Source organism: Paenibacillus athensensis (assembly GCF_004514475.2).
GTDB lineage: Bacteria > Bacillota > Bacilli > Paenibacillales > NBRC-103111 > Paenibacillus_AL > Paenibacillus_AL athensensis.
On sequence record NZ_MYFO02000002.1, the window covers coordinates 339,999 to 355,176 of the forward strand.

The window sequence follows — 15,178 nt, forward strand, 5'->3', positions numbered from 1 at the left end:
AATGATTGATTATAAGCATTTCGCCACTGGACGCGGGCGCCGACTATTCGGTAAACTGGGTTAGATTGTGTCAAGCTCAAGCTATCTCAATTTGCAAAGGGGTGCCCTCGTTATATGTCCACAGCTCCAGCATCGTCATCGTCAGACATGCGTTCGTTTTTTGGCAATCGTTTTGTGCAAGCCATTTTGCTGTCGGGTTTGTTCGTGCAGATTGGCATTTGGGTGCGAAATTTTGCCGTGCTGCTGTTCGTTACGGAACAGACGCACAATAATTCGAATGCCGTGTCGCTGATTTATTTTGCCGAATTCGCTCCGATTTTCCTGTTTTCGTTTATTGGAGGCACGTTTGCCGACCGCTGGCGGCCCAAGCGTACAATGGTGTGGTGCGATCTCTTGAGCGCGCTGTCCGTGTTCATGGTGCTGCTTGCGCTCGTGTTCGGCTCGTGGCAGGTGATCTTTTTTGTGACGCTGGTGTCATCCATTTTGTCGCAGTTTTCGCAGCCGTCCGGTATGAAGCTGTTTAAATTGCATGTCCCGGAATCGCAGATGCAGCTCGGCATGTCGATGTACCAGTCGATGATTGCATTGTTTATGATTTTCGGTCCGATTCTCGGCACCTTTGTGTACTATCATTTTGGCATCAATACGGGTATTGCCATTATGGGCGTTTGTTTCGTGCTTTCCGCGGTTGTGCTCGTCTTCCTGCCTCCCGACCGCGAAGGTGAGGAGAAGGAGCCGACGCGTTTTTGGGCCGATATGGGCGAAGGGCTGCGTTACGTGCGATCGAGTAAAATGCTGACCACCTTGGGCGGATGCTTCACTGCCGCCGGTTTGGGCGTCGGTTTGATCACGCCGATGGGCGTATTTATCGTGACCGAGAGCTTCAGCTTGAGCGCGGAGCATCTCAAATGGTTTACGAGCGTGAACGGGGCTGCGATGATTGTCGGCGGAGTGCTGGCGATGGGGCTGGCCAAAAAAATTACGCCGCAGGGAATGCTGACCGTGGGCATGGTGGTCAGTGCGGTTTCCGTGGCGCTTATGGGCAATACCAGTTGGCTGTGGTTGGCGTTGACTGCGCAATTTTTCTCCGGCATCGTGATGCCCGCGATTCAAATTGGCATCAGTACGATGATTCTCGGCAATACGAAGGAAGCGTTCGTCGGCCGGGTGAACGGGATTCTAAATCCGCTGTTTATGGGGACGATGGTGTTCATGATGCTGGCCGCCGGCTGGTTAAAAGACACGTTTTCGCTTGGCGCGGTGTATTGGATGTCCGGCGCACTTTTTTTCATTGGCGTGCTGATCATGCTGCCGATTCTGAAGCTCAAGCCGGAGCTGGAAAAAATCACAGAGCCGTCCGTTTGACCATAACCGTCAAGCCGACGCTGTAAGGTAGGTCGGGGTCAATCAGCTGCGATAAAAGAGAAAACCTTCCCAAGCATGAATCGCTCTCTCCTGCTTAGCACACGTCCAGGCAGAGGGAGGGGCTGTTCAAGCGGGAAGGTTTTTTATTGCAAAAAGCCAAGCTATGGCGCATCGCCTGTAGCAGCAGCCGGACTTATCCGCCGAGCTATCGGCCGGGCTTTTTCGCCAAGCCTACTTGCTAAGTCTATTAGTTAGGTCCATTCGCTAAGCCTAATCGTCAAGTTTACTCGCTAAGTTTATTCGCCAAGAACCACGCGCGTCCGCTCGCGGGCCGAATGCAAGAGGGCGTCGACGACCTTCATGTTCAGCACGGCGTCTGTGGCCGGGAAATGAGGCTGTTTGCGGCCCCATGCCGCATAAGCGATGTCGTCGACCTGCAGGGCGTATTGGTTGACATAAGGTGGGTTCTCCTCGCGCCGTTCGCCTTCCGTCCAGACAATAAAGCCGCTGTTTGCTTTTTCGTCGGCGATGTAGGCAGAAGGCACTTCGATCCGGCCAAGCGTGCCAAGCACCTCCAACGTATTGCGGAACGCAGCCCACATGCCGCAATCCATCGTCATACCGACGCTGCCGTCAAATTCCAGCATGGCCGACACCATCATGTCGACATTGTCATGCTCGGGCGAAAATAACGCGTGCGCCGTAACGGCGACCGGCTCCTGCTCCAGCAGCATTCTCGCCGCGCTGATCGGGTATACGCCGACATCGTACAACGAACCCCCGCCCATGCTGCGGTCAAAGCGCACATTGTCTTTGTCCTTAGCGTTGTTAAAAGTAAACGCGCTGTGAATGCCGCGAACTTCGCCGATTTCTCCGCTGCGGATAATTTCCTTGATCCGCGCATAGCGCGGGTGATGGCGGTACATGAACGCTTCGGCGAGTTGGACGCCCGCTTGCTCGGCAGCAGCAGCCATTTCCTCGGCTTCGGCGGCGTCGAGCGCGAACGGTTTTTCGCAAAGGACGTGCTTGCCCGCTTGAGCCGCTTTGATCGTCCATTCCTTGTGCAGATGATTGGGTAGCGGAATGTAGATGGCGTCAAGCTCGGGATCGGCAATCAGCTCTTCGTAGCTACCGTAAGCTTTGGGAATATCGTGTTTTTGCGCATGTTCCTGCGATTTGGCGAGGCTGCGGCTGGCGATCGCGGCCACGACGCCGGTTTCCGACTGGCGGATGCCGGGAATGACAGCATACATGGCGATGTTGGCGCAGCCGAGGATGCCCCAGCGCAGCTTGTTGCTTGCGTTTGTCATCAGTGAACACTCCTTTGTTTGTCAAGCTTGTATGGCGTTAACGTGTGCATGAAACATGCGACACAGTCACACAGCCGATATACAGTTCTATGTGAAAATAGTACTTCTGAAATCCGCGCTGCGGAGGTAAGCTAACATCGAAAATATCGCGCGACATGCGCTCCTGAGGAGGACCTTTATGGAACGTCGCCGCTTGTCCGAAGTTTGGTTTACGCCGCATCCTGCGCTCCGCGATCATCGTATTCCGGCCGCGCTGGCTGTTGTTTTCACGCTGTTGTGGATGGCGCTGGCGATCAAGCCTTACAACCGCTTCGACTGGATGCTGGAAAATTTGCTGATCTGGCTCACGCTGCTGATCCTGGCGATCGGGTATCGCAAGCTGCCGCTCAGCAACGTTTCGTATGCGCTGCTTGCGCTTTTTTTGCTGCTGCATACGTTCGGGGCTCATTATTCTTATAACGAAACGCCGCTGGACCCTCTGCTGAAAAAGCTGCTCGCCACACCGCGCAATCCATACGACCGGCTGGTTCATTTTGCCTTCGGACTGCTGCTCGCTTGGCCGCTTCGCGAGCTGGCGGTTGGCTTCGCGCGGGTGCGCGGCATGTGGGCCGATGTGGCAGCGGCGATGACGGTTCTGAGCTGTGCGTGCTTGTACGAGCTGATCGAAATGTGGGTCGCGCAGCTGGTCATGCCGGAAATCGGCACGCTGTTTCTCGGTACGCAAGGCGATCCGTGGGATACCCAGCACGATATGGAGATGGCGCTGTACGGGATGCTGCTGACGCTTTGCGCGGCAGCGCTAATCGGCAGGCTGGTCTCGCGCTCGCGCCAGCGTCGCCAGAGCCGTCCGGTCCGCTGACGCTGGCGCGGAGCGCGGCTGGTCGGCCAAGCGGCTTATGCCCGCCTGGCTCCGCGCACGCTTCGCGTCAGAAGGCCCGTTGCTTGTGCCGGGCAGGCAGCGCGGCTGTTATACCGCGACAAAAGCATCCAGCGCAGCGATGTCCTCGGCGCTCAGCTCCACGCGGTAAGCGGCTGCGCTGTTCTGAATGCTGGCGCTGCGGCTCGCTCCCGGAATCGGAATGACGAGTGGCGACAGCTGCAGCAGCCAAGCGAGCGCCACTTGCTGCGGCGAAGCCTCGTGCGCGGCGGCGATACGCGCCAGCACATCGTGCTCGCCGATTTGTCCGGCCTTGCCCATGCCGTTCAGCGGGCTGTAAGGCAGGAAGGCGATATCCAGCTCCTCGCAGCGCTTGAGCACGTCCATCGAAGAACGGTCGAATACGTTCATCCGGTTCTGCACGCTGACGATCTTGGCGATCGAACGGGCCGCTTCCAGTTGAATCACCGAAACGTTGGACAGGCCGATATGCACGATTTTGCCTTCGCGTTGCAAATCGGCGAGCGCGCCAAGCGATTCCGCAAATGGAACCTTCGGATCGGGGCGATGGAACTGGTACAGCGTAATGGCTTCCTGACCCAGCGCCTTCAAGCTCGCTTCGCACGCCGCCCGCAAATAATCGGGGCGTCCGTCTACCTGCCATCCCCCGTTTGGACGAATGTGCCCGCCTTTGGTTGCGATAATCGCTTCGGGACGCCCCTTCAGCGCTTTCGCCAGCAGCCGCTCGTTGTGTCCGACATCGGTATGGTCGAGGCAATAGGAATCCGCGGTATCAAAAAAAGTGATTCCGGCTTCCGCTGCTGCGTGGATCGTCGCCAGCGCATCCGCTTCATCGGGACGTCCGCCTAATGACAGCGGCATGCAGCCCATGCCGATCGCGCTCACATTTTGTCCGCTGGTGCCAAGACGCCGTACAGGCATTTGTGTATGTTGTGCCATTTAAGGGTCACTTCCTTTTGTCCAATAGTCAAACCAAGCTCATTATATCAAGAATAGCTGCCAAAAGATAAGTAGTTAACTGTTTGTCACCTAGTTACCTCCATGTAATGAAGGCACGTTCGGGTGACGGGCTTTTTGCGGCGAAGAAGCTTATAATAAAAAAAGCAACAAGCGGCGTCCGCGAGACCGGCGCATCTACCATACATTAACCAGCGCATCATCAAGCGCAATCACCTATGCCAAAAAAAAGGAGAGCATGCTCATGAAGCCAGAATCAACCTCAACGCTGCGGCTGTACGTCGGAACCTATACGGACCCGGAGCGTCCCCTGGGTATCGGTTTGTGCGAGTTCGACCTGAATGAAGGGCGGCTGCGGCTGACGGAATCGTATCCCGATATTGAAAATCCTTCTTTCCTGACCTTGTCGGCTGATCGTTCGCGGCTGTATGCCGTCAGCGAAACGGAAACCTACGAGGATCAGGAGGGCGGAGCCGTAGCGGCGTTTGCTGTGGAGCCGGCATCGGGCCGCTTGACGCCGCTGGGCATGCGCGCGACGCACGGCGGAGCGCCCTGCCACGTCAGCCTTGACGGCAACGGCCGTCTGCTGATGGTCGCCAATTATATGGGCGGCAGTGTGACGGTGTTTCCGCTTGAGGCTGACGGCAGCCTTGGCGAGCAGGCGCAGCTGCTGCGCCACGAAGGCGCGCTCGGTCCGAACGCCGAGCGCCAGGAAGCGCCGCATGCCCATTCGGCGCTGCCCGACCCGGCCAACCGCTTTGCGTTGGCCGCCGACCTCGGCCTCGACCGGCTGCTCGTGGCCGAAATCGACGGCGCAGCGCGCCGGCTGAAGCCGTGCGGCGCAGCGGCGCTCGCGCCGGGTGACGGTCCGCGCCACTTCGTGTTCAGCGCGGACGGCCGGTTCGTTTACCTTGTCAACGAACTGAGCTGCACCGTCACGGCGCTGGCCTACGACGCGGAAGCGGGCCGCCTTGACGCCGTGCAATCGCTCTCCACGCTGCCCGAGGGGTTCAGCGGGGAGAACACCTGCGCGGACATTCATCTGTCCGCGGACGGGCGCTTCTTGTATGCGTCCAATCGCGGTCATGACAGCATCGCCCTATTTGCTGTCGATGAAGCCGACGGCCGCTTGCGCAGCATCGGCTTTCAGCCGACGCTGGGCCGCACGCCGCGCAATTTTGCGCTGGCGCCAGGCGGCGGCTTCCTGCTCGTGGCCAATCAGGACACGGACAATATCACCGTGTTCCGTGTTGACGCCGCCACCGGCCTGCTGACCGACACAGGTCACGCGCTTGCGCTGCCGCGTCCGGTATGTCTCGTCTTCGCGTAGTGTGCGCGCATCGGCGGATCGGCGCTTGTCGCCGCGTGCAGCGACCGCTTCGACAGGGCCGCCAAGCGCCCGCGAGCGAAGCAGCCGGCGTTGCGTGGGCTAGGTCAACGAGGCGGCGTTGATTAGCCGCGCTGCCCCGTGAGACGTGCGTGTGGCCTGCGAGGCCGTAGCTGTGAGCGGCCGGACCTGGCCCTGCGCGTATCAGCAGCGCCCGCCGCCGAGCCGCCCCGGCCCTGCCGTGATCCCGCGCTCAAGCAAAAAGGACGTTATCCGGCCCAAGCCGGCCAACGTCCTTTTTTGCCTTAATACGCGCCGCGGATGTGCGCGCGCACTTCGCTTTCATACCACGAGCGCAGCCGCAGTCGCTCGTCGGCGGTGAACGACGGCACTGCCGCGGCGCGCAGATTGTCTTCGACCTGCGCGCGGTTCTTGAAGCCGGGGATGACGCAGCTGACGGCTTCCTGATCGAGCAGCCAGCGGAGCGCGGCGCGGGTCATGCTCTCGCGGCCTTCGGCGATCCAGGCGAGCTGGCGGCTCAGCTCCAGCCCCTTGGCAAAGCCGAGTCCGGCGAACGTTTCGCCGACATTGAACTGCTCGCCGTTTTCGTTAAAGCTGCGATGGTCGTCGGCTTCAAAGCGCGTGTCGTCCTTGAATTTGCCCGTCAACAGGCCGCTCGCCAGCGGCAGGCGGACCAGTATGCCGACGCCCTTGGCATAGGCGGCTGGCAGCAGCTGCTCCAGCGGCTTTTGCCGGAACAGGTTGACGATCACCTGCAGGGCGCTGACGCCCGGTTGTTCCAGACAAAACAGTCCTTCCTCGACGGTTTCGACGCTGACGCCGTAGTGGCGGATTTTACCCTCGGCCTTCAGCTTGTCCAGCGCCTGAAACACGTCGCCCTGCTGCAAAATTGCAAACGGCGGGCAGTGCACCTGGTACAAATCGATCGCTTCGCGCTTCAGCCGCTTCAGGCTTGCTTCGCAAAACGCCCGGATTTGCGCTTCCGAATACGTCTGTGGATCATGGATGTCCGCACTGCGGCAAAATTTGGTCGCGATGCGAATCTCGTCCTCGCGACCTGCTGTCGCCTTGGCCAGCAGCTCCTCGCTATGGCCTGCGCCGTAAACGTCGGCCGTATCGAAAAAATTGACGCCCGCGTCCATTGCCGCGTGCAGCGCCTCCAGAGAGTCCGCGTCGCTGACGCTGCCCCAGGAGCCGCCGATGGCCCAGGTGCCAAAGCTGATTTCGCTCACCTGAATGCCGGTATTGCCCAGATTTCTGTAGTTCATCAAAAAGCCTCCTTCAACCGGATACGCGGCTGGCCCAAGCCGGGCCGTGCAGGGCGGCAAGCCCTCGTCCGCGATTGTGAACGCGCGTCCACGCCTGTTACGATCATAAGCGTCCCGACCTGCCGCCGTCAACGTCTCTTAAAATTTTCCTAACAATCTTGGTATAAGCTGAGGGAAAGATTAGCCGTTCATTCGGCCGCCGCGGGGTTCACGATCAAGCCGTCGCGACGGCCGGCGGCAAGAAGCTGGGGGAGCCAATTATGAAAGCATCGGAAAGTGGAGCGGCATTTACTTTGAATTTAACCGGGAGCTTGCCTTCCCGCAGACATAAGACTGCAGCGCTCGTGGTCGGTCTGCTGCTGGCTGCGGTCGTCACTGCTGCGCTGCCGCTGGCGCGCCATGCGGGGACGGCAGTGCCGGCGTTTTTACCGGCGTTTATTGCCGCTGTGTTTTTTGGCGAGATGGTCACGATGTATTTGGTGTACAGTGAATTTCAGGTCAGCCGTTCGCCGTCGCTGCTCGTGCTCGGCTCGGCCTATTTGTATTCCGGACTGATCGTGGTGCCGCACATCCTGACCTTTCCCGGCGTCTTCGCCGAGCAGGGCCTGCTGCATGCCGGGACGCAAAGCGCGACGTGGCTGTGGGTGTTCTGGCATGGGGGGTATCCGGCGCTGATCGGGCTCTACGTGTGGGTCGAGAAACGGTTCGGCGCACGACCCGTCAAGCCCGCGCTGGCCGGCCGGCTGCTGGCGGTTGCGGTCACAGCTACCGTGGCGCTAGTGATAGGACTGACCTTGCTGGCGATATTCGGCGGCGATGCTCTGCCGGCGATTATTCAGAAAAACAATTATCGCATTCTGATCACCTCGGGTGTCGGCCCGGTCGTCTGGGCGCTCAATCTGCTGGCATTTCTGGCCGTTTTCCTGGTTCTGCGCGGCAAAACAATCATCCATGTCTGGTTGATCATCGCGATGCTTGCTTCGCTGCTTGATGTGACGCTGACGCTGTTCTCGGGCAGCCGCTACAGCTTGGGCTGGTATGTGGCGCGGATGAACAGCCTGCTGTCGGCTGGCGTGGTGCTGGCGGTGCTTTTGTACGAGATTCGCAGCTTGTATTATCGGATTGTCCGGCAGGAGCGCATTTTCCGCACCGTGTTTGAATTTGCCGCTGTCGGCATTGCCCGCATCGATTTGCAGCAAAAGCCGTTGGAAGCCAATCAGGCATTTCTGGATATGCTTGGCTATCGGATGAATGAGCTGCAGCAGCGCTCCTTGCCTGAATTTCAGCATGCTGAAGACAGCAGGATCGACCAGCGGCTGCTGGAGGAGCTGATCGCCGGCGAACGCAGCAACGTGCAGATCGAGAAGCGTTATCTTCATAAAAACGGCAGTCTTGTCTGGGCCAATTCGATTGTGTCTCTGGTGCGGGGCGTGAATGACGAGCCGGAATTTTTTATCGGCATGGTTGAGGATATTACCAGACGCAAGGAGTTCGAGCGGCAAATTCATTTTCAGGCGTATCACGATGCGCTGACCGGCTTGCCCAACCGGGCGCTGTTCGGCGAACGGCTGCAAGCGGGCGTGCAAGCCGCGGCGCGCCAAGCCGGGAGTCTGGGTCTGCTGTTCCTCGATCTTGACGGATTCAAGCGAGTCAACGATACACTGGGTCACGATATCGGCGATCTGCTGCTGCAGAGCGTTGCCGAGCGGCTGCGTGCCTGCATCGGACCGGAGGATCTGGCCGCGCGGATGGGCGGCGATGAATTCACCGTGATCGTCGGCGGCGCACCCAAAGAGGCGGACATCCGCCATTTGAGCGAACGGATTCTCGGGGCGCTGGCCGTGCCTTTTACGTTGAACGGACACGAGGCGGCAGTGAGCGCGAGCATCGGCCTCTGCTTGTATCCGCAGCACGGTGAGGATGTGCAGACGCTGATGAAGCATGCCGATCTGGCGATGTACGCGGCCAAGGAGGCGGGAAAAAACCGCGTTGCCGTTTTCTCTAAATAATGGACACGGCCCTGCCGGCCGCTCCGCTTTGCATCGCCGGTCTCCGGCATGACGAGCGGATTTTTTTTCCGCTAACGTTGATAAAAGCTTTGAATCGCACCTATCCGGCGGTCAATACGGATGCTATACTGTTACTATCTTGCCACCCGATGGTTCGTAAGCGATCTCTTGAACGTTGTCACCACGAACCTATTCGCTTCAAGAACAGGAGGATATGTTGGATGAAAGTCGGACCGGAAAGTCTGCTTGAGGACGAGCGCCTCACCGAAAAAAAACCGCTCGCGATCTTGTACGCCATGTACAGGGGGAATTTTTCAAAAATCATTTTGTCGATGCTGTTTTTCATGGTGAAGCATTCGCCGATTTGGGTGCTGCCGATTATTACAGCGCGTTTTATTAACTTTGCCAGCTCGCCGGGCGAGCACCATCTCATGGATTTGTGGCCGGAAATGCTGATCCTGCTCATTATTCTGGTACAGAACATTCCGATGCATTCGCTGTATGTCAGCTACATGAGCAAAGCGATCCGCTACGTCGAGGCCGATCTGCGCAGCACGCTGATCCGCAAGCTGCAGCGGCTGTCGATGAGCTATCACGGCGATTTGAAGGCCGGCAAAATGCAGGCCAAGGTGCTTCGCGACGTCGAAGCGATTGAATTTTTATCCCGTCAGCTCATGGTTTCCGTGCTTCCCGCACTGATTAACGTCATTGTGACCGTCATTATTACGATCAACTACAATGTGCCGGTCAGCTTGTTTTTCATCCTGACGGTTCCCGTGTCGTTCCTGATCGTCGCCGCCTTCCGCCGTAAAATGGGCGTAACCAACCGCGAATTCCGCAAGGAAATCGAAAGCATGTCCGGCAAGGTGTCGGAGATGATGGAGATGATCCCCGTGACCCGGGCGCACGGTCTGGAGAAGGTGGAGATTTCCCGGATCGACCGCACGCTGCAGAATCTGCGCGGCAAGGGCTACAAGCTGGACATTCTGGAGGCGTTTTTCGGTTCCTCGAACTGGGTGACGATTCAGATTTTTCAGGTCGCCTGTCTGATTTTTACCGCAGGTCTGGCGTTCAAGGGGCAAATCCCCGTCGGCTATATCGTGATGTTCCAAGGATTTTTCAGCACGATCATGATGAGCGTCCTGCAAATTCTCAATGTCTATCCGAACATTGCCAAAGGTCTGGAATCGATCTACTCCGTGACGGAAATCGTCTTTTCCAAGGATACCGAGGAATATGTCGGCACGAAAAAGCTGCAGCCGGTTCGCGGCCAGGTGACCTTCGAGGACGTGCATTTCAGTTATCGGAGCTCCGATAAACACGTGTTACGGAATTTTGCTCTGGAGGTGCGGGCAGGCGAATGCATCGCGCTGATCGGGGAATCGGGTGCAGGCAAGTCGACGATTCTCAACCTGATTATCGGCTTCTACAAGCCGACGCAGGGACAAATCCGTATTGACGGCGTGCCGCTGGAGGAGCTGGACATTCAGGAATACCGCAAATCGCTGGCGGTTGTCCTGCAAACGAATATTTTATTCTCGGGCACGATTCGCGAAAATATTACGTACGGCCTGCAGGGCATCACCGACGAAAAGCTGTGGGAGGTCATTGATATGACCAACCTGCGCGATGTGATCGAAGCGCTGCCGAGTGGCGTTGACACGCTGATCGGCGAGCACGGAGGCAAGCTGTCCGGCGGCCAGCGCCAGCGGATTGCAATTGCCCGCGCGCTGATTCGCGACCCGCGTATTATCATTCTGGATGAAGCGACCTCGGCGCTGGATAACAAATCCGAGCATCACGTGCAGACGGCGATGAAGCGGCTGATCGAAGGGCGCACGACGTTCATCGTTGCGCACAGATTGTCGACGATTCGCGACGCTGATCGCATTGTGGTGATGAATCGCGGCCGAATTTCCGAGGTTGGCACGTATGACGAGCTGATGGACAGCCGCGGCGAATTTTATAACCTGAAAGCCATACAGGCTTGATGAACGGCAGCCAATGGACGCGCGTTCCATAGACAGCAGTCGCTGGGGAAAAAGGTTGACATCCCGGCGATTGTTGCTAATATAGAAAATGAACGCGCGTTTACAAAAGTCCACAGGCAGCTGGAGAGACAGGAAGAGGATGGGAACGCTATGAGTCAAGTCAGGCGGATGACGTTGTTTGGCCTTGTATGGCCGCTGATGATTGAGTTGTTCTTGCAGTTTATGATCGGCACGGCCGACACGCTGATGGTCAGCCGAATTTCCGACGATGCGGTGGCCGTTGTCGGGATTTCGAACCAGCTGTTTCAGGCGGTCATCGTGCTGTTTGCGCTGATCAGCGGCGGCGCGGGTATCGTCATTTCGCAAAAGCTTGGCGCAGGCAAGCCCGGCGAAGCCAAGCGGGTGGCCGCGATGGCGTTTTCACTGACGATGGTGCTTGGCGTCCTCGTCAGTCTGGCGATGTTTTTCGGCGCCGATGTGTGCGTGCGTCTGCTCCAGGTTCCGCCCGAGCTGCATGCAATGACCCGCGAATATGTGATGATCGTCGGCAGCGGCACGGTGGTGATGTCTGCGGTGATGACGCTTGGCGGGATTGTGCGCAGCACCGGCAACACGAAGGGGCCGATGCTGGTGGCGCTCGGCATGAACGTCGTGCATATTTTTGGCAACTACGTATTTATTTTCGGCTCGTTCGGCTTGCCCAAGCTTGGCTTGTTCGGCGTATGCCTGTCAACGGTCGGCTCGCGCACGCTGGCGATGCTGGTGCTGTATTTGATTTTCCGCAAATCGTTTGCTTCGCTTATGCAGCTGCGCGATTTCGTCAGGTTCGATTTCCCTCTGTTGAAAGAGGTGCTCAAGGTCGGCTTTCCGATGGCGCTCGGCAGCATGTCGTGGACGGTTTCGCAGGTCGTGATTTTTTCGATGGTGGCGACTATGGGCGCCGAACAATTGGCCGCGCGCACGTATCTCAATACGATGGAGTCGTTTTCGTTTACGGCCGGCTGGGCGTTTGCGATGGCGGTGCAAATTCAGGTTGCGCATCTGTACGGCGCCGGCGAGATGAACAAAGCTTATCGGGCGGCGTTTAACGCGCTTTTATGGGGGCAATTGGTCGTTGTGGGCAATACGGTGCTGCTGTTTGCATTCGGCCGGCACATTCTCGGTACATTTACCGGCAATGCGGATATTATTGCGCTGGGCGTAGGCATTCTGGCTATGGATCTGGTGCTGCAGCCGCTGAAAATGGTCAATATGCCGATCAACAACGCGCTGAATGCGATCGGCGATACGCAATACGTTATGAAGATCAGCATGTTCAGCATGTGGCTGGTAGCGGTAGCCGGCACGTATGTGTTTGGCTTGAAGCTGGGATGGCTGCTGCATGGCGTGTATATCGCGATGATTGCCGATGAAGCGGTGCGCGGCGCGCTCGGGCTGCGCCGATGGATGGCCCGCGGCCGCCTGCCGCGCGAGACGAAAACGGATGCCGGCACCAATCACGGCGCTGCTGCGCAGCTGTAATCATCCATGCTATAATCAATCGAGGAGGAGAAATTTTATGAAATTAACGGGAAAAAGAGCGCTGGTCACTGGGGCCAGCCGCGGTGTAGGTCGGCAAATAGCTTTGGGTCTGGCGGCCGAGGGCTGCAATCTGGTGCTGCACGGCCGCAAAGCCGAGCATCTGGCGGAAACGCTGGAATTGCTCAAGCCTTACGGTGTCGAGGTCGAGGTTACAGCAGCGGAGCTGGCTTCGCCAGAGGAGACGGACCGGCTGATCGCCGACGTTCTCGCCCGGTTTGGCGGCGTCGATATTTTGTATAATAATGCTGCGGTATCGGTGCAGGGCAAAAACATCTGCGAGTTCGGCGAAGACGAATGGAAAGCGCTGTTTCAAGTGAATGTATTCAGCCTGGTGAAGCTTTGCAACGCCTTTGCGCCGGGGATGAGAGAGCGCGGCTACGGACGGATTGTCAATTTGAGCTCGGGCATCAAGGATCAGCCGCAATATGCGCCGTACAGCGTTTCGAAAGCGGCGGTTGATAAATTTACGCAGGATTTGTCGTATGAATTCAAAGATTCGGCCGTACGGGTCAACTTCCTTGATCCGGGCTGGCTGCGCACCGATTTGGGTGGTCCCAACGCCGATAACGAGGTTACGACCGTACTGCCGGGCGCGCTCGCTCCCGTGCTGATCGAAGACGACGGACCGACGGGCCGGCATTATTCCGCGCAGGCTTACCGCAGCTAGATGAACGTTTACACAGAAAGGAACGAAGCCAGCATGACGACTACAGCAAGAGAAGCAAGCAGCAGAATTGGCATCAATCAGGTCGGCTATCGTCCCGAAGATGCGAAAATCGCCGTGTTTGCCGAAGCGGGCGGCCGCTTTGAGGTAGTGGACGCGGCCACGGGCGCTGTGGTCTGGCAAGGGACAACGGATGCCGGGAACGAAGATGCAGCGAGCGGGCAACGCGTATTCCGCGGCGACTTCTCGTCGCTGACGCGTCCGGGGCGCTATCGCGTGACGCTGCCGGAAGCCGGTGCTTCCGCTGCGTTTGACATCGCCGAGCAGCCTTACGGGGAGCTTCAGCGGGCGTTATTTAAAACGTTTTACTACTTCCGCTGCGGCATGGAGCTGGAGCCCAATTTTGCCGAAAAGTGGCCGCATAGCGCCTGTCACCTGACGCCTGCTGTTGTACACGGCGAGGAAAGCCGGCGCATCGACGTCTGCGGCGGATGGCACGATGCCGGCGATTACGGCAAATATACGGCGCCGGGCGCAAAGGCTGTCGCGGATTTGCTGCTGGCGTTCGAGCTGTACCCGCAAGCTTTCGCAATGCCGTTGCCGCTGCCGGAGAGCGACGGCAGCATGCCGGACGTGCTGCACGAATGCCGTTACGAGCTGGAGTTTCTGCTGCGGATGCAGGAAACCGAAAGCGGCGGCGCGTTTCATAAGGTGACGACGCGGGAATTCCCGTCGTTCCAATGCATGCCGGAGGACGATGACGCCGAGCTGGTGCTGTCGCCGATTTCCGCCACCGCCACCGGCTGTCTGGCTGCGATTGGCGCAATGGCTGCGCGCGTCTATCGCCCTTACGATCCGGCATTTGCCGACAAGTGCCTGTCAGCGGCCCGCCGGGCCTATGATTGGCTGCAGCGCAATCCGCATGTGCCGGGCTTTCGCAACCCGTCGGACATTACGACAGGCGAATACGGCGATGCCAACGACCGCGACGAGCGTTATTGGGCTGCGGGAGAGCTTTTTCGGACCACAACGGAAAACGTTTTCCTTAAAGACTTGCGGCAAATGGAAGCCGAGGGCGGCTTTCCGCTGTTTGAGCTGGGCTGGGCGGATGTCGGAGGCTATGGTACGATCGCTTATTTGTTAAGTGAGGCTGCGGATAAGGATGCCGATCTGACCGCGCGGCTGCTGCAAGGCTTGACAAGCGAAGCCGAACGGCTGGCGGCGCGCTGCGTCCAGGACGGCTATCTGATTTCGCTGACGATTGCCGATTACAAGTGGGGCAGCAATATGATCGTCTTCAACAACGCGATGCTGATGCTGCTGGCGCATCGCTTCCGGCCGAATCGTGAGTTGGAGCGCGCTGCGTTGGAGCATGTGCATTATGCGTTGGGCCGCAATCCGCTGGCGCTCAGCTATGTGACCGGCTTTGGCGAGCGCGCGGTGCTGAATCCGCACTACCGTCCGACGATGGGCGACGGGGTGGATGATTTGCCGGTGCCCGGTCAAGTATCGGGCGGACCGAACAGGCATCTGCAGGACGAAATTGCCCAGGAATGGCTGGTCGGCGTTGCGCCTTCCAAGAGCTTCGTCGATCATGAAGGCAGCTATTCGACCAATGAAGTTACGGTCTATTGGAATTCGCCGGCTGTTTTTGTTTTATCGCACTTTTGCTAACTAGAATAAGCGGCGGTTCCAACCGCATTATCGACCTCCTTTGGCTGCAGATCGGCCAAGGAGGTCTTTTTGCAGTAGGCGAAGCGGGAGCGAATTGCGTCAACGGCGAATAG

11 protein-coding genes are annotated in these 15,178 nt (G+C 58.2%); 8 read left to right on the forward strand and 3 right to left on the reverse strand.

Features of this window, described 5'->3' with window-relative positions:
* Positions 1-114 precede the first annotated feature (114 nt).
* A complete protein-coding gene (locus B5M42_RS05535) occupies positions 115-1,365 on the forward strand; it encodes an MFS transporter (RefSeq protein ID WP_134753246.1) in 1,251 nt (416 codons plus the stop codon).
* Between the two features lie 296 nt (positions 1,366-1,661).
* On the opposite strand, the gene B5M42_RS05540 is transcribed toward B5M42_RS05535, so the two are convergent.
* Entirely contained in the window at positions 1,662-2,675 is a 1,014-nt protein-coding gene (locus B5M42_RS05540) for a Gfo/Idh/MocA family protein (RefSeq protein WP_134753244.1), read from the reverse strand.
* Positions 2,676-2,853: 178 nt separating this feature from the next.
* On the opposite strand from B5M42_RS05540, the gene B5M42_RS05545 reads away from it, so the two are divergent.
* Complete coding sequence (locus tag B5M42_RS05545; protein ID WP_134753242.1) at positions 2,854-3,534, forward strand: DUF2238 domain-containing protein; 681 nt, start codon at positions 2,854-2,856, stop codon at positions 3,532-3,534.
* A gap of 108 nt (positions 3,535-3,642) precedes the next feature.
* Here B5M42_RS05545 and B5M42_RS05550 read toward each other — a convergent pair whose 3' ends face one another.
* Positions 3,643-4,512, reverse strand: a complete 870-nt coding sequence (locus B5M42_RS05550; protein WP_230632702.1) for an aldo/keto reductase — start codon at positions 4,510-4,512, stop codon at positions 3,643-3,645.
* 262 nt (positions 4,513-4,774) lie between these two features.
* On the opposite strand from B5M42_RS05550, the gene B5M42_RS05555 reads away from it, so the two are divergent.
* Complete coding sequence (locus B5M42_RS05555) at positions 4,775-5,860, forward strand: lactonase family protein (RefSeq protein WP_167689948.1); 1,086 nt, start codon at positions 4,775-4,777, stop codon at positions 5,858-5,860.
* Positions 5,861-6,162: 302 nt separating this feature from the next.
* Here B5M42_RS05555 and B5M42_RS05560 read toward each other — a convergent pair whose 3' ends face one another.
* Positions 6,163-7,146 carry an aldo/keto reductase gene (locus tag B5M42_RS05560; protein ID WP_134753238.1) on the reverse strand — a complete coding sequence of 328 codons (984 nt, stop codon included), beginning with the start codon at positions 7,144-7,146 and terminating at the stop codon, positions 6,163-6,165.
* A 260-nt stretch (positions 7,147-7,406) separates the two neighbouring features.
* Between B5M42_RS05560 and B5M42_RS05565 the strand changes: the two genes are divergently transcribed.
* The 5 genes from B5M42_RS05565 to B5M42_RS05585 all read left to right on the forward strand — a co-directional run bounded on the left by B5M42_RS05565 (position 7,407) and on the right by B5M42_RS05585 (position 15,065).
* Positions 7,407-9,155, forward strand: a complete 1,749-nt coding sequence (locus tag B5M42_RS05565) for an MASE4 domain-containing protein (protein WP_134753236.1) — start codon at positions 7,407-7,409, stop codon at positions 9,153-9,155.
* 221 nt (positions 9,156-9,376) lie between these two features.
* Positions 9,377-11,146 (forward strand): ABC transporter ATP-binding protein, encoded by a 1,770-nt coding sequence (locus B5M42_RS05570; RefSeq protein WP_134753235.1) that lies wholly within the window; start codon positions 9,377-9,379, stop codon positions 11,144-11,146.
* 150 nt (positions 11,147-11,296) lie between these two features.
* A complete protein-coding gene (locus B5M42_RS05575; RefSeq protein WP_134753233.1) occupies positions 11,297-12,667 on the forward strand; it encodes an MATE family efflux transporter in 1,371 nt (456 codons plus the stop codon).
* A gap of 37 nt (positions 12,668-12,704) precedes the next feature.
* A complete protein-coding gene (locus B5M42_RS05580) occupies positions 12,705-13,394 on the forward strand; it encodes an SDR family NAD(P)-dependent oxidoreductase (RefSeq protein ID WP_134753231.1) in 690 nt (229 codons plus the stop codon).
* Between the two features lie 33 nt (positions 13,395-13,427).
* Complete coding sequence (locus B5M42_RS05585) at positions 13,428-15,065, forward strand: glycoside hydrolase family 9 protein (RefSeq protein ID WP_134753229.1); 1,638 nt, start codon at positions 13,428-13,430, stop codon at positions 15,063-15,065.
* The last annotated feature ends 113 nt before the right edge of the window (positions 15,066-15,178 follow it).

What these genes read in the sequence shown, in the direction of transcription:
- B5M42_RS05535 (WP_134753246.1), top strand. Translation starts at nt 115, where the DNA reads ATGTCCACAGCTCCAGCATCGTCATCGTCAGACATGCGTTCGTTTTTT.
- B5M42_RS05540 (WP_134753244.1), bottom strand. Translation starts at nt 2,675, where the DNA reads ATGACAAACGCAAGCAACAAGCTGCGCTGGGGCATCCTCGGCTGCGCC.
- B5M42_RS05545 (WP_134753242.1), top strand. Translation starts at nt 2,854, where the DNA reads ATGGAACGTCGCCGCTTGTCCGAAGTTTGGTTTACGCCGCATCCTGCG.
- B5M42_RS05550 (WP_230632702.1), bottom strand. Translation starts at nt 4,512, where the DNA reads ATGGCACAACATACACAAATGCCTGTACGGCGTCTTGGCACCAGCGGA.
- B5M42_RS05555 (WP_167689948.1), top strand. Translation starts at nt 4,775, where the DNA reads ATGAAGCCAGAATCAACCTCAACGCTGCGGCTGTACGTCGGAACCTAT.
- B5M42_RS05560 (WP_134753238.1), bottom strand. Translation starts at nt 7,146, where the DNA reads ATGAACTACAGAAATCTGGGCAATACCGGCATTCAGGTGAGCGAAATC.
- B5M42_RS05565 (WP_134753236.1), top strand. Translation starts at nt 7,407, where the DNA reads ATGAAAGCATCGGAAAGTGGAGCGGCATTTACTTTGAATTTAACCGGG.
- B5M42_RS05570 (WP_134753235.1), top strand. Translation starts at nt 9,377, where the DNA reads ATGAAAGTCGGACCGGAAAGTCTGCTTGAGGACGAGCGCCTCACCGAA.
- B5M42_RS05575 (WP_134753233.1), top strand. Translation starts at nt 11,297, where the DNA reads ATGAGTCAAGTCAGGCGGATGACGTTGTTTGGCCTTGTATGGCCGCTG.
- B5M42_RS05580 (WP_134753231.1), top strand. Translation starts at nt 12,705, where the DNA reads ATGAAATTAACGGGAAAAAGAGCGCTGGTCACTGGGGCCAGCCGCGGT.
- B5M42_RS05585 (WP_134753229.1), top strand. Translation starts at nt 13,428, where the DNA reads ATGACGACTACAGCAAGAGAAGCAAGCAGCAGAATTGGCATCAATCAG.